Source organism: Lysobacter sp. Root494 (genome assembly GCF_001427225.1).
In the GTDB taxonomy this organism is placed as follows: domain Bacteria; phylum Pseudomonadota; class Gammaproteobacteria; order Xanthomonadales; family Xanthomonadaceae; genus Agrilutibacter.
In genome coordinates this window covers 74,386-93,639 of record NZ_LMFH01000009.1, presented here as the reverse complement: position 1 = coordinate 93,639, position 19,254 = coordinate 74,386, and the positions used below count along the sequence as shown (strand labels likewise).

The 19,254-nt window shown below is 67.1% G+C and carries 19 protein-coding genes; 4 read left to right on the top strand and 15 right to left on the bottom strand.

Annotated features, from left to right (window positions below):
* Window positions 1-91: 91 nt before the first annotated feature.
* On the bottom strand, window positions 92-1,537 hold the full coding sequence (gene ntrC / locus ASD14_RS14875) for a nitrogen regulation protein NR(I) (protein WP_056135642.1): 1,446 nt from the start codon (window positions 1,535-1,537) through the stop codon (window positions 92-94).
* Between the two features lie 23 nt (window positions 1,538-1,560).
* Here ntrC and ASD14_RS16155 point away from each other — a divergent pair, with 23 nt between their 5' ends.
* Window positions 1,561-1,716 carry a hypothetical protein gene (locus ASD14_RS16155; protein WP_157475455.1) on the top strand — a complete coding sequence of 52 codons (156 nt, stop codon included), beginning with the start codon at window positions 1,561-1,563 and terminating at the stop codon, window positions 1,714-1,716.
* A 135-nt stretch (window positions 1,717-1,851) separates the two neighbouring features.
* Here ASD14_RS16155 and ASD14_RS14870 read toward each other — a convergent pair whose 3' ends face one another.
* From ASD14_RS14870 to glnA, 6 genes are all read right to left on the bottom strand, one after another.
* Window positions 1,852-2,916, bottom strand: coding sequence for an ATP-binding protein (locus ASD14_RS14870; RefSeq protein ID WP_056135893.1), 1,065 nt, complete (start codon window positions 2,914-2,916; stop codon window positions 1,852-1,854).
* A 100-nt stretch (window positions 2,917-3,016) separates the two neighbouring features.
* Window positions 3,017-4,759, bottom strand: a complete 1,743-nt coding sequence (locus tag ASD14_RS14865) for a multicopper oxidase domain-containing protein (protein WP_056135641.1) — start codon at window positions 4,757-4,759, stop codon at window positions 3,017-3,019.
* Between the two features lie 113 nt (window positions 4,760-4,872).
* Window positions 4,873-6,288, bottom strand: a complete 1,416-nt coding sequence (locus ASD14_RS14860; protein WP_082539023.1) for an ammonium transporter — start codon at window positions 6,286-6,288, stop codon at window positions 4,873-4,875.
* A gap of 285 nt (window positions 6,289-6,573) precedes the next feature.
* Window positions 6,574-6,912: a P-II family nitrogen regulator gene (locus ASD14_RS14855; protein ID WP_056135635.1), complete on the bottom strand. Its 339-nt coding sequence runs from the start codon at window positions 6,910-6,912 to the stop codon at window positions 6,574-6,576.
* A gap of 63 nt (window positions 6,913-6,975) precedes the next feature.
* On the bottom strand, window positions 6,976-7,743 hold the full coding sequence (locus tag ASD14_RS14850) for a TorF family putative porin (protein ID WP_056135633.1): 768 nt from the start codon (window positions 7,741-7,743) through the stop codon (window positions 6,976-6,978).
* Window positions 7,744-8,167: 424 nt separating this feature from the next.
* The gene (gene glnA / locus ASD14_RS14845) at window positions 8,168-9,577 is read right to left on the bottom strand and encodes a type I glutamate--ammonia ligase (RefSeq protein WP_056135630.1); all 1,410 of its coding nucleotides are present in this window, start codon (window positions 9,575-9,577) and stop codon (window positions 8,168-8,170) included.
* A 225-nt stretch (window positions 9,578-9,802) separates the two neighbouring features.
* On the opposite strand from glnA, the gene ASD14_RS14840 reads away from it, so the two are divergent.
* Entirely contained in the window at window positions 9,803-10,612 is an 810-nt protein-coding gene (locus ASD14_RS14840; RefSeq protein WP_056135627.1) for an undecaprenyl-diphosphate phosphatase, read from the top strand.
* A 149-nt stretch (window positions 10,613-10,761) separates the two neighbouring features.
* On the opposite strand, the gene ASD14_RS14835 is transcribed toward ASD14_RS14840, so the two are convergent.
* From ASD14_RS14835 to ASD14_RS14800, 8 genes are all read right to left on the bottom strand, one after another.
* The gene (locus ASD14_RS14835) at window positions 10,762-11,373 is read right to left on the bottom strand and encodes a YbhB/YbcL family Raf kinase inhibitor-like protein (protein WP_056135623.1); all 612 of its coding nucleotides are present in this window, start codon (window positions 11,371-11,373) and stop codon (window positions 10,762-10,764) included.
* An 80-nt stretch (window positions 11,374-11,453) separates the two neighbouring features.
* Complete coding sequence (locus ASD14_RS14830; protein WP_056135620.1) at window positions 11,454-13,520, bottom strand: tetratricopeptide repeat protein; 2,067 nt, start codon at window positions 13,518-13,520, stop codon at window positions 11,454-11,456.
* A 77-nt stretch (window positions 13,521-13,597) separates the two neighbouring features.
* Window positions 13,598-14,614: an alpha/beta fold hydrolase gene (locus ASD14_RS14825; protein WP_056135889.1), complete on the bottom strand. Its 1,017-nt coding sequence runs from the start codon at window positions 14,612-14,614 to the stop codon at window positions 13,598-13,600.
* Between the two features lie 156 nt (window positions 14,615-14,770).
* Window positions 14,771-15,577 carry a lysophospholipid acyltransferase family protein gene (locus ASD14_RS14820; RefSeq protein WP_056135617.1) on the bottom strand — a complete coding sequence of 269 codons (807 nt, stop codon included), beginning with the start codon at window positions 15,575-15,577 and terminating at the stop codon, window positions 14,771-14,773.
* A 110-nt stretch (window positions 15,578-15,687) separates the two neighbouring features.
* Window positions 15,688-16,137 (bottom strand): hotdog fold thioesterase, encoded by a 450-nt coding sequence (locus ASD14_RS14815; RefSeq protein WP_056135886.1) that lies wholly within the window; start codon window positions 16,135-16,137, stop codon window positions 15,688-15,690.
* Between the two features lie 166 nt (window positions 16,138-16,303).
* Window positions 16,304-16,531, bottom strand: a complete 228-nt coding sequence (locus ASD14_RS14810; RefSeq protein ID WP_056135614.1) for a hypothetical protein — start codon at window positions 16,529-16,531, stop codon at window positions 16,304-16,306.
* A gap of 52 nt (window positions 16,532-16,583) precedes the next feature.
* Window positions 16,584-16,772: a hypothetical protein gene (locus ASD14_RS14805; protein ID WP_056135612.1), complete on the bottom strand. Its 189-nt coding sequence runs from the start codon at window positions 16,770-16,772 to the stop codon at window positions 16,584-16,586.
* A 409-nt stretch (window positions 16,773-17,181) separates the two neighbouring features.
* Window positions 17,182-17,823, bottom strand: coding sequence for a glutathione S-transferase family protein (locus ASD14_RS14800; RefSeq protein ID WP_056135610.1), 642 nt, complete (start codon window positions 17,821-17,823; stop codon window positions 17,182-17,184).
* A 155-nt stretch (window positions 17,824-17,978) separates the two neighbouring features.
* Here ASD14_RS14800 and queF point away from each other — a divergent pair, with 155 nt between their 5' ends.
* Together queF and ASD14_RS14790 are read left to right on the top strand one after the other, a co-directional pair.
* Window positions 17,979-18,800: an NADPH-dependent 7-cyano-7-deazaguanine reductase QueF gene (gene queF / locus ASD14_RS14795; protein ID WP_056135883.1), complete on the top strand. Its 822-nt coding sequence runs from the start codon at window positions 17,979-17,981 to the stop codon at window positions 18,798-18,800.
* A 98-nt stretch (window positions 18,801-18,898) separates the two neighbouring features.
* Window positions 18,899-19,219: a LysM peptidoglycan-binding domain-containing protein gene (locus ASD14_RS14790; RefSeq protein WP_056135607.1), complete on the top strand. Its 321-nt coding sequence runs from the start codon at window positions 18,899-18,901 to the stop codon at window positions 19,217-19,219.
* Window positions 19,220-19,254: the final 35 nt, after the last annotated feature.

Below are 19,254 nucleotides of genomic sequence, written 5' to 3'. Positions count from 1 at the left end.
ATGGCGTTCCTCCTTGTGAGCGAGCGTCCGAATGTAGCGCAGCACGACACCGCGCAATGTGTGGCATCTGTCCGCCTGCGCGCCCGCATCGTCAGCGCCGTTTGCGTCCCGTGCCGAGCTTGCGGGTCAGCGTGTTGCGTCCCAGGCCCAGTCGCGCCGCGGCTTCCGCGCGACGGCCACCGGTGTGCTCGAGCGCGGCTTCGAGCAGTGCGCGATCGAATCGTTCCCGCGCCTGCGCGTGGATGTCGTCGCGGCCCGCGACGAGCTGCGCGCGCGCCCACTGCGCCAGTGCGATATCCCACTCGCCAGCCGCCGCGGCTCCGGTTGCGGGTGCGTTGCTGATCGGCAGGGCGGCTTCGATGTCCGCGACGCCGATGTTCTCACCCGGCGCAAGCGCCGCCAGGCGCCAGCACAGGTTTTCCAGTTCGCGCACGTTGCCGGGCCAGTCGTGCGCGCGCATGCGATCCAGCGCCGGCTTCGACAGCCGTTTTGCCGGGGTGTCGAAGCGGCGCGCCGCAGCCGCGAGAAAGCGCGTGGCGAGCAATGGAATGTCCTCCCGGCGTTCGCGCAGCGGCGGCAGGCGCACGCGCACGACGTCGAGGCGATGCAGCAGGTCGGCGCGGAATCGACCATCGGCGACCAGCGTTTCGAGGTCCTGGTGCGTGGCGGCGATCACGCGCACGTCGACGCGGATCAGCTCGCGTCCACCGACGCGGAAGAATTCGCCTTCCGCCAGCACGCGCAGCAGCCGCGTCTGCAATGGCAGCGGCATGTCGCCGATCTCGTCGAGGAACAGCGTGCCGCCGTTGGCCTGCTCGAAGCGGCCCAGATGCCTGCGCGTGGCCCCGGTGAACGCCCCGGCTTCGTGACCGAACAGCTCGCTTTCCAGCAGCTCGGCGGGAATTGCGGCGGTGTTGAGCGCGACGAAGGGCCTGTTTGCGCGCGGCGATTCGCGATGCAGCGCGCGGGCGACGAGTTCCTTGCCGGTCCCGGTTTCGCCGGTGATCAGGACCGAGAGCGGCGCCTGCGCCAGGCGGCCGATGGCGCGGAACAGCTCGCGCATCGCGGGCGCGGCGCCGACCAGTTCCGCGGTGTCGCCGCCATTGGCAGGCACGGAGTCGGTTCCCATACCTGCACTTCCGTGTGCAGGCATCTGCTCATTACGCAAAGGCAGCGCGCGACCGGCCAACGCCACGGCGTCGTCGAGATCGAACGGCTTGGACAGGAATTCGTGCGCGCCCCCGCGGAACGCGCCGGCGGTGCTGGCGACGTCGGTGTAGGCGCTCATGACGATGACGGGCAGCTCGGGATGCGCGGCCTTGAGTTTTTCGAGCAGGACCAGGCCGCCGTCGCCAGGCATGCGCACGTCGGTGAACAGCAGGTCCGGAACGCGGCGCGTACGCAAGGCGCCCAGTGCATCGGCGGCGTTCTCGAACGCGTCGACTTCGTAACCGGCGTCGCGCAATGCGGTGGCGAGCACGAAACGCACGCTGCGGTCGTCGTCGACGATCCAGATGCGGGCGGAATCAGTGGGCATGGCGGGCCTGCGCAGAATTGCTGTTGCTGTTGCTGTTGCTGTTGCTGTTGCTGTTGCTGTTGCTGTTGCTGTTGCTGTTGCTGTTGCTGTTGCTGTTGCTGTTGTCGTTGTCGTTGTCGTTGTCGTTGTCGTTGTCGTTGTCGTTGCTCGTCCTTCCCGCGAAAGCGGGAATCCAGTGACTTTGCTCTGCAGTTGCAGTTGCAGTTGCAGTTGCAGTTGCAGTTGCAGTTGCAGTTGAGGTTGCGAAGGCGAAAGTCACTGGATTCCTGCTTTCGCAGGAATGACGAGCAAGAGCGAAAGGCGCGGAACCCTCGTCATGCATGCCCCTTCTCCACGCTCATCGGCAACAACAACGTAAAAACCGTGTGCCCCGGCCGCGAGCGATACACCAGCGAGCCCCGGTGTTCGCGCGCAACCTGCTGCGCCAGCGCGAGACCCAGGCCGGTGCCTTCCGCGCGCCCGGACACCAAGGGAAGAAACAGACGCTCAGCCAGTTCTTCCGGCACGCCGCGACCGTCGTCGCTGATTTCCAGGCGCAGTGCGAGTGAATGCGGTTCGTCGCCGATGCGCGCGCCGTGCTCGGCGCGGGTTCGCAGGCTGATGTTGACTGCGCCGGCTTCGATCGCGTTGCGCACGAGATTCCATACCGCCTGCGTCAAACGGTCGGCGTCGCCGGTGAATTCGGGCAGGCTCGGGTCGTAGTCGCGGGTGAGCTTCACCGCCCAGCCGGCGTCGGCTTCGGCAAGGCGCAACACGCGTTCGAGCACGGCGTGGATGTTGAGCGGTTCGTGCGGTTGCGCGGGCGTGGGCGACAGCAGGCGATCCAGCAATGCGGCCAGGCGCGCGACTTCGGCCTCGATCAGGGCGACGAGTTCGCGCGAGTCACGTGCATCCTCGCTGCTTGCGTCGATGCGCCGGGCCAGCAGTTGCGCGGCGCCTTTCAGGCCGGCGAGCGGATTGCGCAATTCGTGGGCGAGACCTTTCAGCGCGGCCGACAGCGCGGAGGGCAGTGCGACGGCAGGATCCTCGCCGGGGAATTCCTCGACCGGGTGTGCCTCGAACAGCCAGCCGGTATCGGTGCGCGACAGGCTGACGTCGGCGAAACGCGGTACGTCGTGGCCGGGGAACGCGAGCGCAAGGTGGCGCAGCCGCGCGAAGTCGCGTGGCGGGATGCCATCGGCCCCGGCTTCGCTCAACGCACGGGCGAGCATGTCGCCATCGACTTCGAGCGCCGCCATCGGCACCCCGGGCAGGCGCCGGCTGCTCACGCCGAGCCAGCGGCCCATGGCGAGATTGCCGCCCAGCAGCACGCCGGCAGCGTCGGCCCAGGCCAACGGAGTGGTCAACGCGTCGAGGGTGGGGGCGACGGGATCCGTCATTGCACCATCGTAGTGCAAAGCGACGGCGCGAACGGACATCCAGGCGCCTTGGCCGCGGGGGCGAAAGAGACCGCAGTCGTCGTCGTGCGGCTGGTCGGCGTCAGTCGGTCACCGCGAAGGTGAGCATCATGCCCATGTCTTCGTGTTCGAGATTATGGCAATGGAGCATGTAGCGCTGCGTGCCGTGATACGGCTGGCTGAAGTCGATGGCGATGCGCACGATCTCACCCGGCCACACCAGCACGGTGTCGTTGCTGCCCAGGTCCTGCGGACCCAGGCCGTTCGCGGCGACCTGCCGGCTGCGCACGTCGTGCGGGCTGATGCTGCGCGAGACGGTGCGGAACTGGAAACCGTGCAGGTGGATCGGATGCGGCATGCTGGTCATGTTGTTGCGGATTTCCCAGACTTCGCGCGTGCCGCGCTTCACCGTGAATGCAGGCGCATGGCCGTCGCGGTGGAAGTTCCAGTCGTTGATGAACCAGGTGCCTTCCTCGTCCATGCGCAGGCGCAGTGAACGCACGGGCCAGCCTGCCGTGTCCGGTGGCGGCGGCAGCCGCGAGAGTGTCGCGGGAACCCGCACCGGCATGGAGAACGATGCGGCCGTGTCGCGATTGCAACCGGCAACGCAGAACTGCATGACGTCGAGCGGTGCACCCATGGGCACGGCGCCCGGATGATCACTCATCGGATCGGGCAGCAAGGCGCCGGACTCGTCCTCGTTTTCCATCGGCACGTAGTCGAGGCTGCGCAGGACCACGCGCGCACCGGCCGGAACACGGGCGAAATCGACCAGCACGTCGAGGCGTTGCGCGGGCGCAAGGAATACGTCTTCCATCTGCCACGCCTGCGCGAGCAGGCCGCCGTCGGTGCCGATCAGCCGGAACGGCAGCACTTCGCCTTCGTGGAGGAAGGCCAGCCGCAGCAGGCGCGCATTGCACACGTTGGCCAGGCGCAGCCGGTACAGCGCCGGCAGCACCTCGAGCGTGGGCTCCGGCGTCCAGTTCACCAGCACGCGATTGCCGATCCAGTCGTCGGCGCCGTCGCGATAGACGATCGCGTTGTGCGCATCGACCTGCTTGTCCGCGATCAGCAGCGGCAGGTCGCGTTCACCCCATTCCAGGCCCAGGCGCTCGCGCAGGGCGCGCTCCTCGTCGTCTTCGACCAGCAGCAGGCCGGCGAGCCCGTGTTGCAGCTGGAAGCCGGTGCGCCCGTGCGGATGCGCGTGATACCAGTACAGGCCGGCGCGGTTGTCGATGCGGAAGCGGTAATGCCGTTGCGCGCCTGGCGCGAGCGGATGCAGGCCGCTGCCGTCGTTGGCTTCATCGACGTGCAGGCCGTGCCAGTGCAGCGTCGTGTCTTCATCCAGCAGGTTGGCGACGGTGACGTCGAGCGTGTCGCCGCGCGCTGCATGCAGCAGGGGATTGGCGATGGTCCGGCCGTCGTGCTCGCCGGCGTAATGCCAGACGCGCGTGCGCGCCCCGGCGAACACCGGGAATTCGCCGGTTTGCGCGCGCAGCGTCAATGGCTTCGACAAGGGCACGTCGGCAAGCAGGCCATCCCTGCCGGGAATGCGCAGCGGCTGGGCGCCCGGTGACGATGCAGTTGCGGCTTCCGTCGCCGGTTGCGCGGCGCGATGCGCGTGCGGTGCGCCCGCATGCTGGCGCCGCCACCACCACGGCGCCACGATGGCGGCGGCCGCGGCGGGCAGGCCCAGCAACAGAAGGCGGCGATTGCGATCGGTCATCGCATCAGGAAGCAGCGCGGAATCGGTACTGTGCTCGGCCGCCAGCAGGTGCGCAACGGCATCGGGCTGGCGCGACGCGCGCGCCCACCCCGGATGCATTCAGGCGGTTCAGCCGGTTGCGGGCGGCGCAAGTGCGGACTGCTTTCGCACGAAGCTCGTGGCGCAGCAGCCCGGCCAGGCCGGGCTGCTGTGTTCCGCCTCGCTGCGGCGAATCAGTGCTCGTACGCCGACTCGCCATGCGAGGCGATGTCGAGCCCTTCGCGTTCGGCTTCCTCGTTGACGCGCAACCCGACGGTGTACTTCACGATCAGGAAGCTGACGAGCGCGACCACGCCCGACACCACCACCGTCACCAGCACGCCCTGCGCCTGGATCCAGACCTGCGATGCGATGGAGTAGTCGGGCAACGCGGTTTCGGTGACGTAATCCCAGATGCCCGACCCGCCAAGCGGCGGCGCCGCGAACACACCGGTGAGCACCGCACCGAGGATGCCGCCGATGCCGTGCACGCCAAACACGTCGAGCGCATCGTCCGCGCCCAGCAACCGCTTCAATCCGCTCACGCCCCACAGGCACACCACGCCTGCGAGCGCACCGATCACCAACGCACCGCACAGGCCGACGAAACCGGCCGCCGGCGTGATCGCGACAAGACCCGCGACCGCCCCCGACGCCGCGCCGAGCATCGACGGCTTGCCCTTGCCGATCCATTCCACCGCCGTCCATCCCAGCACCGCCGCGGCGGTCGCCAGGAAGGTGTTGACGAAGGCCTGCGCAGCTACTGCATTCGCCTCGAGCGCGGAGCCCGCGTTGAAGCCGAACCAGCCCACCCACAGGATCGACGCGCCCACCATCGTCTGCGTGAGGTTGTGCGGCTTGATCGCTTCGCGCCCGTAGCCCACGCGCTTGCCGGTGACGTAGGCACCGACCAGGCCTGCGACGGCAGCGTTGATGTGCACCACCGTGCCGCCGGCGAAATCCAGTGCGCCCTTCGCGAACAGGAAGCCCGACTGCGCGAGCACGCCCGGCACCGCGTCGTTGCTGGTGAACGCATCCGGTCCCGGGAAGAACCACACCATGTGCGCCATCGGCGCGTAGGCGAAGGTGAACCACAGCACGGTGAACACCAGCACGCCGGCGAACCTCACCCGTTCGGCGAACGCGCCGACGATCAGCGCGCAGGTGATGCAGGCGAACGCGCCCTGGAACACGAAGAACACCAGTTCCGGGATGACCACCCCCTTGGTGAATGTCGCCGCCATCGCATTCGCATCGAGTCCGTGCGCGAACAGGCGGTCCCAGCCACCGATGAAGGCGTTGCCCGACGTGAACGCCAGCGAATAGCCGTACAGCACCCACAACACCGCCACCAGCGAGAACACCAGCAGGCACTGCATCAGCACCGACAGCACGTTCTTGCTGCGCACCAGGCCGCCGTAGAACAGCGCGAGTCCGGGCAGCGTCATGAAAATGACGAGCGCGGAGCACACCAGCAGCCAGGCGATGTCGCCTTTGTTGGCAACCGGTGCAGCGGCTTGTGCGGCAGCGGCAGCATCCTGCGCGAAGGCAGCTGCCGGAGCCGATGCGGCTACCGCCAGGATCGCAAGACGACCCACTGCTTTTTTCATCCGTGAGCTAACTGCACCACCGCCACCCACTTCGTCATTTCCGCGAAAGCGGGCGTCTTTTCCACGGACGAATGTCCGTTCATCCAGTGACTTTGTTTTTATTTTTCCAGGATGGTCCACATGTCCAACGTCCACGGCAAAGTCGCTGGATTCCCGCTTTCGCGGGAATGACGACTGAAGGCTTCGCTGCCTTGCAGAAGCACTGGCCGGGGTTTCCATTTCCAACAACCCGCTCACGCGGGCTTCGATCGTTTTCATGTTCATATCGAATCTCGCAGTTGCGTGTCAGAGGGCGTCGTCGTCGAGTTCGCCGGTGCGGATGCGCACCGTGCGTTCGAGGGCCTGGACGAAGATCTTTCCGTCGCCGACCTTGCCGGTGCGCGCGGCGTTGGCGAGCGCTTCCATCGCGGCTTCCAGCGTTTCCTCCGTGACCGCGCACTCGACCTTGAGCTTGGGCAGGAAATCGACGACATACTCGGCGCCGCGGTACAGCTCGGTGTGGCCCTTCTGCCGGCCGAAGCCCTTGACCTCGGTGACAGTGATGCCCGACACGCCGACTTCGGTGAGCGCTTCGCGCACCTCGTCGAGCTTGAACGGGCGGATGATCGCGGTGATCAGTTTCATCGATCGGCTCCCATGGGTTTCATGAAACGGATTACGTGAATCCGCGTTGCGTCGTGCGGTGCGTCAGAAGGTTTTGGTGACGGTGAGCAGCACCGTGTCCTCGCCCACGAAGTTGCCGTAGGCGTTGGTGTAGAACGGCTCGTCGGCGTCGGTGTCGGAATAGGCGAGCGCGGCGGAGAAGCCGTTGGCGAAGCCTTTCGTCACGCCTACTTTCCAGTCGGCGTACTCGGCGATCTCGTTGTTTTCGACCCACTGCTTGCCGCCGTGGACGTTGAGCGTCCAGCCCGGGACGAATTCCCAGTTGGCGTTGCCGTCGAGGTAACCGCTGCCGTCCGAGTCGGCGTAGCCGAACAGGTCGGTGAGCGAGTACGAGTACTTCACCGAGAACGTGGTGCTGGCGAAGGGCCCGAAGGTCACGCCGGCATAGATTTCGCCGGTGTCCGGACTGTTGAATCCGCTGGGGTAATCGCCTGGATACCAGTAGTACAGCGCGCCCACGTCGTAGGCGACCTTGTCGCTGAACTTGCCGCGATAACCACCGTAGACGTCGAGTTCGAGGCTGTTGGAAACGGGAATGCCGAACGCGGTGAGATCCGACAGCCAGCTGACGTTGCTGCCCCACGAGCCGACATAGAAGCCGCTGTCGGCGGCGTATTCGAGCCCCGCTTGCAGTGCAGGTTCCTGGTTGTTCTGCGAGACGCCACGGAACACGTAGTCGCTGGTGAGCGCGACGGAGCCACCAATGCCGGCTTGCGCGTCGCCCGCGGGTGCGAGGACGAACAGGGCCGCAAGGGCAATGGATGAAACAACGGCGTTAATGCGATGCGTCATGACACAGGCCTCTCATGCGGTTGGCCCTCCCCGGTCAGGTGCTTCGGATGTCGTTGTTGCGTTCGCAGGCGTGCGGCGTTGCCGGCATTGCGTTCGCAGGCTCCCGTGGATTGCGGACACGCGTGTCCACGCCGTCGTTGCGGCGTTTCAATCGGAGAGGAATGCATGCGAAGGCGACGGCTGGCGTCACTGGTAGCCGCAGGGAATGCCGCGGAGACCCGGGATGCGCTCGCAGGGACTAGCCGCGAGGCGGAGATGAAGCGCTCGCTATGTCGGCGAGGCGAAGCGTTCGGGTGCGCGGGGACGGCCGCGTCGTCCGGACGTTGCATGCGCTGCGCAGGGCTGGCCGCGCGGCGATGTGGTGTTGCTGTTCTTGTTGCTGTTGCCCCTCTCCCGGCGGGAGAGGGGCTTTGAAGCAAGACGCTTAGATCGTGTAGTACATCTGGTACTCGAGCGGGTGCGTCGCCGCGCGGAAGCGCGTGACTTCCTGCATCTTCAGCGCGATGTAGCTGTCGATGAAGTCGTCGGTGAACACGCCACCGGCCTTGAGGAATTCGCGGTCCTTGTCGAGAGCTTCGAGCGCCTGGTCCAGCGAATGGCACACGGTCGGGATGTTCTTCTCTTCTTCCGGCGGCAGGTCGTAGAGATCCTTGTCGGAAGGAGCACCGGGGTCGATCTGGTTCTTGATGCCGTCCAGGCCCGCCATCATCAGCGCGGAGAAGATCAGGTAACCGGTGTTCATCGGATCGGGGAAACGGATCTCGATGCGGCGCGCCTTCGGATTGGCCACATACGGAATGCGGCACGAAGCCGAACGGTTGCGCGCCGAGTACGCCAGCATCACCGGCGCCTCGAAGCCCGGCACCAGGCGCTTGTACGAATTCGTCGTCGAGTTGGCGAACGCATTGATCGCGCGCGCGTGCTTGAAGATGCCGCCGATGTACCACAGCGCCATCTGCGACAGGCCGCCGTAGCCGTCGCCGGAGAACAGGTTGGCGCCGCCCTTGGCGAGCGACTGGTGCACGTGCATGCCGCTGCCGTTGTCGCCGACGATGGGCTTGGGCATGAAGGTCGCGGTCTTGCCGTTGCGGTGGGCGACGTTCTTGATGATGTACTTCATCGTCAGCAGTTCGTCGGCCTTCTGCACCAGCGAGCTGAACTTGGTGCCGATTTCGCACTGGCCGGCGTTGGCGACTTCATGGTGGTGCACTTCCACTTCGATGCCGACCTGTTCCAGCGTCTTGCACATCTCGGCGCGGAGGTCGTGCAGCGAGTCGAGCGGCGCGACCGGGAAGTAGCCGCCCTTAACCATCGGCCGGTACCCGGTATTGCCGCCGTCGTATTCGCGGCCCGAGTTCCAGTGCGCTTCTTCCGAATCGATGTGGAAGAAGGTGTGGCCCATGTCATTGGCGAAACGGACGCTGTCGAAGATGAAGAATTCCGGCTCCGGGCCGAAGAAGGCCTGGTCGGCGATGCCGGTGGACTTGAGGTAGGCCTCGGCGCGCTTGGCGACGCCGCGCGGGTCGCGCGAGTAGGCCTGCATGGTGGCCGGATCGAGGATGTCGCAGGTCAGCACCAGGGTCGGATCGGCGGTGAACGGATCCAGGAACGCGGTGCCCGCGTCGGGCAGCAACACCATGTCCGACTCGTTGATGCCCTTCCAGCCGGAGATCGACGAGCCGTCGAACATCTTGCCGTCCTCGAACAGAGCGGGCTCGATGATCGACTTCGGGAAGGTCACGTGGTGCTGCACGCCGCGCATGTCGGCGAAGCGGAGGTCGACGAATTCGACCTTGTGGTCCTTGATGAGTTTTTCGACGTTTTCGAGGGACATCACGAGCTCCGGGGAAGGGGAATCAGGAAAGCTGCGCTAGGGTTCGCAAGGCGCGTGCCAACCTTCAGGTGATTGATTTCACAGGAAACTCCCGCGTAAGCCAAGCCGGCTTGAACCATATTGGTGCAGCGCGCGAACCATTGCGCCGAACTGGTGCACACGCCCGCTAGGCTATGCTGCGCGCCGTTTCGCCGGCCGCCGCCGGCTCCACTGGTCCGTTCTTTCATGTTCGATCTTTTCGCCGCCCTGCTGCTCGGCATCATCGAAGGCATCACCGAGTTCCTGCCGATCTCCAGCACGGGCCACCTGCTGATCGCCGAGCGCTGGCTGGGCCATCGCAGCGACCTGTTCAACATCGCCATCCAGGCCGGCGCGATCCTCGCCGTCGTGCTGATTTACCGCCAGCGCCTGTGGCAGCTGGCGACGCAGTTCCTCGCCGATCGCGAAAGCCGTGACTACGCGTGGAAGCTGGCGGCGGCGTTCGGCGTGACCGCCGTGCTGGGCGTGGCGGTCAAGAAGCTGGGCTTCCAGCTGCCGGAAACCGTCGCGCCGATCGCGTGGGCGCTGGTGATCGGTGCGGCGTGGATGGTGGTGGCGGAGTACTTCGCCGGCAGGCGCGCGGCGGTGCTGGGCGAACGCTCGCAGATCACCTGGACGGTCGCGCTGCTGGTGGGTCTCGCGCAGGTCGTCGCCGGCGTGTTCCCGGGCACTTCGCGCTCGGCCGCGACGATCTTCGTCGCCCTGCTCGCCGGCACCACCAGCCGCGCGGCGGCAACCGAGTTCGCGTTTCTCGTCGGCATCCCGACGATGTTCGCCGCGACCGCATATGAACTGATCGACGTCATCGGCAACGGCGAAGCCGCGCACGAGCAATGGGGCGCGCTGGCGATCGCGTTCGTGGCCTCGGCGATCACCGCCTTCATCTCGGTGAAGTGGCTGCTGCACTACATCCAGCACCATCGCTTCACGGTGTTCGCCGCTTATCGCGTGGTGCTGGGGCTGGCGTTGCTGTTGCTGGTGCCTGCGGGGCAGTGAAGCAAGGTCCGCGGCATGGCCGTGCGTACCTGGCCGCGGTCCCCTGCGCCTCATGCGGAAGACGAGGAATACGCTGCGCAAACCGCTTCCGCGAGCACGTGTTTCCTGCATCACCCGACAGATCGTGATGCGCAGCGTGCGCTACGACTTCAGTCCTTCACAGCAGGATTGAGCGAATACGTCCCGTAGATCGACGCTTCCGCCAGCACGTGTCCCTGCATCGCCTGCAGTACGTCGCCGGCGGTGAAGCGGTCCGGCACGTCGAGCCTGGCGACATCGAGCGCGAACAGGCGGAAGAAGTAACGGTGCAGGCGCAGGTCGTGCGGCGGCGGGAACGGGCCGTCGTAGCCGCGCCAATCGCCGCGCATGCCGGCGTCGCCGGCGAACCAGCCGGTGTAATCGTTGAGGCCCTGACGGCTCCCGGGCGGACCCTTTGGATCGGACTTGCCATGCGGCTGCACGCCATCGCTGCAGCTGCCCGCGGCGATCTCGCGCACGTTCGCGGGAATGTCGACCATTGCCCAGTGGGTGAAATCGGCGCGCGGCTGTTCCACCGGAATCTGCGCCGGGCTGGCGTTGGTGGGCACATCCGGATCGATGCAGAGCAGCGCGAACGACTGCGTGCCTTCGGGCACCTCGCCCCAGGCGAGATGCGGATTGCGGTTCGGCGCGAAGCCGTAACCGTCGCTCGTGGGCTGGCCCGCGGCGAATCCGGCGGGAATGCGTGCGCGGTGGGCGAAGCTGTCGCTGTGGATCTTCATGGTCTGCGCTCCTTGTGGTCCTTGAAGACGGCGGCGATCCCCCGACGGATCGCCACCGGCGACGCAGCGGCGCGCCGCACTCAGGTTTCGGGATAGCCCAAACGTACCGCGACGGGCGTCAGCATGGCGAAGGCGTCGGCGAGCGGTCCTGCGTAAGCGCGCCAATGGCCCGGCGCCATGTTCGCCGGCGCGAGCGCAGGCAGCGGTGGCAGCCTGGTCTCGAGCGCGTCGCCGATGGCACTCGCCAGCGCAACCGGATCATGGCCGATGTCGTCGAGCTTGAGCAGGCGGTGGGGAAAGAGATCGCCCTCGTGCAGATCCGCGATCTGGCTGAGCACCTGCGCCAGCCACTGCGCGCCCTTTTCGATCGACTCGAGTCCGAAGCGTTGTGGCGTGTCGTAAGCCAGCCATTCCAGCAGCATGTCGCGTGGATCGCGGATCGCGATCATCAGCACCGCTTCCGGCAGATGCGGGCGCAACGCGTGCAGCAGTGCGTTGTCCCACCACAACAGCCAATCGAAGACCTGGGTGCCGGTGATGCCGCGGCCCGGCAACGCGGCGCGCCATTGGCTGACCAGCAAGCCGCCTTCCAGGCGCCCATCCAGCAGCTCCTGCGCCGTGCCGAAGCGTTGCAGCGCATCAACGGGTGGCTGCGGTCCGTAGCGGTCGGCGAGGAGCGGCGCTCCGGCGAAATTCAGGGTCAGGGCGATGCGGTCGACCTGGGAGCCCGGCGGGCCCCACAGCCAAAGCACACCGGGCGCGGCCTCGGGCAACGGGGCCAGCGGCGGCAATTCTCCGGAAACGCTCGTCAACGGCGGCAGTGGCATCCGCTGTTGCGAAAGATCCGCCTGCAGCGCGGCCCAGGTGGACGCGGCTTCGGCCGTCTCGCCCGCAATATCCTGGCAACGTCCCAGCAACTGGCGCAGCAATGGACGCGCCTCGTCCGAATCGCTCTTGGCCAGCAGGTCCTTCACGCGCTTGACCGCAGCCGGCGGATCGTCGCGCAGGAGACGATCGACGATGCGCAGTTCGGCCTGCGCCTGACCCGGCTCGATGGCGGCGATCTGATACGCGATGGCATCGGCCTCGTCGCGTTCGCCAGCGCGGTCATGGATGGCGACACGGGCCTGCAGCGGAGGGATATGGTCCGGCCGGGCGTCGAGCCAGCGCTCGACGACGGCGAGCGCGCCGGCTTCGGCGAACGGCTCGAACACCAGGCGCGCGCGCCACAGGTTGTCGTTCCCGGGTGTCGCGGCAATCGCCGCGTCGAGCGTGGCGCGCGCGTCGTCGACACCGCCGCTGCGTCGCCAGGCTTCCACCAGCACCTGCAGCGTGCGCAGGTCGTTCGGCATCGCGGCGAACGCGGCCTTGAGCGGCGCGACCGCGCGTTCGGGACGACCGGCTTCCACTTCGAGTTCGCCGACCACGCGGTGCAGTCCCGGCGAGGCATTCTCGCGTTCCAGCAAGGGTGCGGCTTCATCGGCGGCTTCGGCAGCGCGCCCCTGGCGGCGCACGAGATCGGCGATGAGCGCGCGCAGCGCGAACGAATCCGGCTGCTGCTCCAGTTGCTTGCGGAAGGCCTGTTCGGCGAAGGCGAAGTGGCCCTTCGCGAGGTAGGCGAAGCCCAGCGCATTGCGCACCGTCGGATCCTCCGGCGCGCCCTGCGCGGCCTGCGAGAGGATCGACAGCGCGTGATCGGCATCACCGCGGCGCAGCGCGACCATGCCTTCGATCGCGGCGACCTGCGGATGCGATGGTGCGATGCGCGCGGCGGTCCTGGCGATGCGTTCGGCTTCGGCAATGTCGCCACGACCCAGCGCGAGCTGGCCCTGCATGACATAGGCAAGGAACTGGTTGGGGTCGAGCCCGACCGCCTTGGCGAGCGCCGTTTCGGCCTCGTCCAGCTGGCGGCCCTTGAGCAGCAGCGCGGCGCGTTCGACGTGCAGGCTGGCGTCGTCGGGCGTCAGCTCGAGCGCTTCGTCCAGCGTGGCCAGTGCTGCTTCCCGATCGCCGTTGAGCTGCAGGGCATTGGCCAGCAAGCGACGGGCGATCGCGTCCTGCGGATTGGCGGCGACGGCATCGTAGGCGGCGGGCAGCGCTTCGGCGGCGGCGCCACGGCGCAGCGCGTCGATCAGGGACTCATACATGGGCTTGCTTCAGGGAAATTGCAGAGCCGGCGATTGTAAGCCGCGTGGCGGCCCCGGCGCGGGTCCGGTACGGGCGCTCAGGCGGGTTCCGGGATGGTTTCGGTGACCGGCAACGCGGCGGCCAGCCGCTCCGCCACCCAGCGCTCCGCGAAGCCTTCCAGCCGCGCGTTCTCGATAAAGCCGCAATGGCCGCCCCACGGTGCGATTTCCACCTGCGCGTGCGCCGGCAGGCGCAGCTGATGGAAGCCTTCGACCGGAATCACCGGATCGTCGGCCGCCATCAGCACGCTCGCCGGCACCTGCAGCCCGACGAGGCGGCTGCCGGCGATCGAATAGCCATCGAAATAGCGGTCCAGCGTGCCGAACTCGGTATGGCGCTCGACCAGCCATTGGGTCAGGGGGCGCATGCGCAGGCTCAGCACGGAATTGTCGAACGCGTGCACCTGCGGGAACAGCTCGCGCTTGCGCGCCAGCGAGCCGCGCCACTTGCGCTCGAAATACCACATGTACAGCGGCAGGCCCTGCTCCATGGACTCCATCGTCCGCGCCGGGTCGAGCACCGGGCACACCGCCGCGACATGGGTGATCTCCAGGCCGGCGGTGGGTGCGCGCAATGCCAGCCGCAGGGCGAAGTTGCCGCCGAGTGAATAGCCGCCGATGACCAGCGGCCGGCGCGGAAAGCGCCGCGCGACATCGCAGGCGGCATACACCACTTCGTCGATGCGGTTGGAGTGGAAGATGCCTTCGTTGAGGTGGTGGGTGTCGCCATGGTCGCGGAAGTTGAGGCGGAACACCTCGAAGCCGCGGCGCAGCAGTTGCGCCGCGGTCAGCCGCATGTAGCTGGATTCGGCGCTGCCTTCCCAGCCATGCAGCAACAGGGCAAGCCCGCGCGTGGGCACGCCCGGCACGATGCTGTAGAGGCCCTGCAGGCGGACGCCGTCGCCGCCGTCGATCACGTGAGCGGTCGTCACGGCGCCGCACTCACGCAAAACGCGTTCGCCGCGCCGCCGCCGCAGCGCGCTCGTGCCCAGCAGCGATTGCACGTGGGCGTTGCGCAGCCAGCGCGGCGGTTGGTAATCGGCGGCGGTGAGCATCAGCTGACGATAGTCCGTGCGATTCGAGCGGGCACTCGAACGGGCTTCCGATTCCGCGATCGACACCCTGTTCGATGCCGCCGTCCACAGCGTGCTACCGCGCCCCGGCTGGAACGCGTGAAAACATGCGTGGAAAGGCGCATCCGTGCGCCGCCGTCAGGCGGCCGTCATCGCGTCGATGATGCGGCTGCGGGCCAGTTCAGCAAGGCGGCGCCGGCCATCGGTTTCACCGGGGCTGATCGGTTCGAGGAAATGCACTTCGGCCACGCGCGCCGGTTCGCCGAGCAGGCGGACGAAGTTGGCGAAGAAGCTTTCGCGCGGCTGGAACGCGACGATGTGCTGCGCGCTCCCACCTTCGCCATAGCGCAGCGCGACCGGTTGCACCGGCACGCCAGCCTCGACGGCGGCGAGGAAGATCCGTGCATGGAACGGGCCGATCTCGCGGCCGCCGCGCGTGCCGCCTTCCGGGAAGACACCGACGCTGCGTCCGTTGCGCAGGCGCGAGAGCATTTCATGCAGCACGCCGCCCAGCGATTCGGTGCTGCCGCGGGCATGGAAGATGGTTTCGCCGCGCTGCGCGAGCCAGCCGACCACCGGCCAGCTCTGGATTTCGCGCTTGGCGACGAAGCCCATCATGCGCTGGCTGTGCAGCGTCTCGATGTCGATCCAGCTGACGTGGTTGGCGACGAACAGGGCCGCGCCGGGCAACGGCGTGCCGACGCGGCGCAGGCGGAAGCCGAACACATGCATCAGGCCGGCCGACCACGCGCGGATGGCGCGGTATTCGAGCGATTCGTCGCCCCAGCGCAGCCTTGCCGTGAGCGGCGTCGTCAGCAATATGGTCAGCGGGAGGTCGACCAGCAGATGCCAGAGCAGCATTGGCACGCGATAGACGTAGCGAAAGGCGCGCGCCAGACGCGCCCCTGGCGCGTTGGCGCCGATGGTGGGGGACGGCGCGGTCATGGGGCGGAACGATACTCGCTGGCGCCGCCGTACGGGAGACGATGTTTTCGTTTTTGCGTAGCGCGCTGCCCGCATGATGCCGAGGTCGAACTCGCGCGCAACGCGCCGCTTCAGGCCGGCCGGCTTACCACCGCCAAGGTCAGCCGCGAGATGCAGACCAGGCGGCCAGCCTCGTCCTCGATGCGGATCTCCCACACCTGCGTGCTGCCGCCGACATGCAGCGGCCGCGCAGTACCGGTGACGATGCCTTCGCGCACGCCGCGAAGATGGTTGGCGTTGATCTCGATGCCGACCACGCCCTTGCCTTCCGGCGCGCACAGGCCACCGGCGGAACTGCCCAGCGTTTCGGCCAGCAGCACCGAGGCGCCGCCATGCAGCAGGCCGTATGGCTGGTGCGTGCGCGCATCGACCGGCATGGTGCCGCGCAGGTAGTCGGGGCCGAGTTCGGTGAATTCGATGCCGAGCGGCTCCATCGCCGTGTTCTTCGACATCGCGTTGAGGTCGGCGAGACTGACGCCGCTGCGGAACAGCGCGCGCCTGGGGGCGGAAGATTCGTTCATGCGCCCGACGATACACGCGGCGGCGATGCGACCGAAACCGGCTTCGACCAAAGCATCACCGGCCAGCGCGCAGGGAGATGAGGCCTGCGCGCCGGCCGGGGCCGCACCCACGGGGAAGGGGACTTTCAGGCGTCATCGCGCGGGGCGAGGCGATGACGACGGGATCTCAGGCGCAACGGAACAGCGGGGCGAAGCCGTTGCTGGTGTAGCTGCGATCGCGGCCATAGCCGCTGCTGTTTCCATAACCGATGCCGAAGTCGCGCTGGCGGTGCACGTGGCGCATCGGTGCCTGCAGGCCGGTGTTCGCGCCGGATGGCGCGGTGATCACGATGGCGACGGGCGGCTGGTGGTCGGGACGGAAGGAAGCGCTGGTTTCGACAAAACGGGCGTTCATGACGATCTCCTCGGGGCTGCGGGGGACGACAGCCACCGGAGTGGCGTGCGCGTTACGCGCAGCGGAACAGCGGCTGGAAGGCGTTGCTGGAATAACGACGGTTGCTGGCATAGCCGCTGCTGTTGCCGTAACCGACGCCGAAATCGCGTTCGCGATGCAGATGGCGGACCGGGGCAGGCTGGGAGGCGGGAGCGGACTTGGCGGCGTCGTTGCGGCGGGCTTCGAAGGTGCGGACGTTCATGGCGGTTTCCTCGGGGGCGTGGGGGGCTGGCTGGAGCGGTTGTGACTCGGTGTGTTGGTAGACTACAACACCACACCGATAATTCACCTGTGCCGGAAGTCACCCCACTGAAGACCTGTCTGGAATGGCCCTTCGAAAAGGAGGCGCAGCCGGCGGAACTCCCTGATTCGGATGCGTTTTCGCTCCGGAGCGTTGCCGTGACTGATTGCCTACCGCGCCAACGGGCCGGCCGCAGGGAACCATCCGGACCGGGGTTCCGATGCGGGAATCACTGGATCAGACGCGCGGCCGGCCTCGCAGCCGACAGGGCTGCGTCTGGCCCAGTCGTCGCGTCGCCGCGCGCATCGCGATTTTTGTTTGCTGCGGTACGACGCGTCACTGCGGACGAATCGGGAAACGCCCAGACAACTCAGCCCAGTTCCCGCACTGAATACGGATCGATCGAATACGGATGCATCGGCGCGCCGAAGCCCGGTTGCGCCTGCACGCGCGCGATCCAGCCACGCAGGTGCGGATACGGCTGCAGGTCGAAGCCGGCTTCCTCCGCACGGCTGCCGTAGGCGAACAGCGCGATGTCGGCGATGCCGTAACGCTCGCCTGCGATGAATTCGCGCGCGGCGAATTCGCGTTCGAGGATCTCCAGTGCGTTGCGGCCGGCATTGCGCTTGAGTTCGACCAGCACCTGCGGCCGTCGCGCGAGCTTGCCGGTGAGCGTCCAGTGGCGCAGTGCACCGATCTGGCTTTCGATGCGCTCCTGCTCGAAGCACAGCCACTGCCACGTCTTCGCGCGTTCGAACGGATCCTTGGGCAGGTACGGCGTGCCCTGTGCGAGATGCATCAGGATCGCGTTGGATTCGGCGAGCCCGCGGCCGCCGTCGAATTCGATCGCGGGCACGGTGCCGGTGGGACTGATCGCGCGATAGGCATCGCTGCGGCCTTCGCCTTCGAAGATGCCGACCAGGCGCGTGCGATGCGGCAACTGCAGGTGGGCGAGCAGCTGGCGCACTTTCCAGGCGTTCTGCGAGGGGAGGTAATCGTAGAAGGTGAGCATGGGCGGGAATCGGGCGGTGTGCGGAGTTCGCAGTGTTCGCGGGCCGCGCGCGTCGCGATATCCGATTCCTGCGCACCGCTTTTCCCGTCATGCCGGCGCAGCGGAAATGACGGCGGATGGCGGCAGCGCGGAACGCCCGCCAATACAATGACCGCATGACCACGCAAGACCTGCCCCTCGGCCGCCACGTCGACTATCCGCGCGAATACGACGCGTCCCTGCTCTTCCCGATCCCGCGCGCGCTGGGCCGCGGCCATATCGGCATCGACGACGGCGCGCCCGCCGGCCTGCCCTTTATCGGCATGGACCGCTGGCACGCCTACGAACTGAGCTGGCTCGATCGCCACGGCCGCCCGCGCGTCGCCACGGCGACGTTCGAGGTGCCGGCTGATTCGCCGTTCCTGGTCGAATCCAAGTCGCTCAAGCTCTACCTCAACTCCTTCAACGCCACCCGCTTCGACAGCGACGAGAGCGTGCGCGAACGCATCGCCGAAGACCTGTCGCGCGCGGCCGGGGCGCGGGTGCAGGTGCGTTCCGGCCTGCCGCCAATCGATGACACCGGCAACGCCGCGTCCATCGACGAGGAAACCACCACGATCGATTGTTACGGCCCGCCCGACGCGGCCCTGTTGCGCGCCGATACAACGCAAGTGGTGGAAGAGACGCTCACCAGTTCGGTACTCAAGTCCAACTGCCCGGTTACCGGCCAGCCCGACTGGGCACGGGTCACGATCGCCTATCGCGGCCCGCGCCTGGATCGCGCCGCGCTGCTGCGCTACCTCGTGTCCTTCCGCGACCACGCCGAATTCCACGAGCAGTGCGTCGAACGCATCTTCACCGACCTGGTTGCGCGCGCGCGGCCGCAGTCGCTGTCGGTGGAGGCGCGCTACACCCGCCGCGGCGGGCTCGATATCAACCCCTGGCGCGCCACGCCCGGGACCGGACGGCCGGTAGCGGGGCGCGACGCGCGACAGTAGGTCCGGGATTCAGTTTTGCGTGTGTCCGCAATATTTCCTTAACAGGGCACGTGCGACCGTTGGGGCGTCGACAAGACGCCGGGGAGGAGACCCCTCACATGAGCAACGAGAAGAAGCCTGATTTTTCGAACGTGCAGAGCGGCTCGAGCAGCACCGAGCAGGGCAAGCCCGATTTTTCCAACGTGCAGTCCGGGGCATCTTCCACCGAGGAGATCACCGGCGGCAGTGGCGGCACCGGCGGTGCCGGTGGAAGCACCTATACCGTGGCGAAGGGCGACACGCTGTCGCACATCGCCAAGGAGCATTACGGCAAGGCGAGCAAGTGGCACGCGATCTTCGAAGCCAATCGCGACCAGATCGATGATCCCGACAAGATCTTCCCCGGCCAGGTGCTCAAGCTGCCGGCCGCAGAAGAGTGATCGCCCGTATTCCGTTTGACTTCGCACAAAGGAAC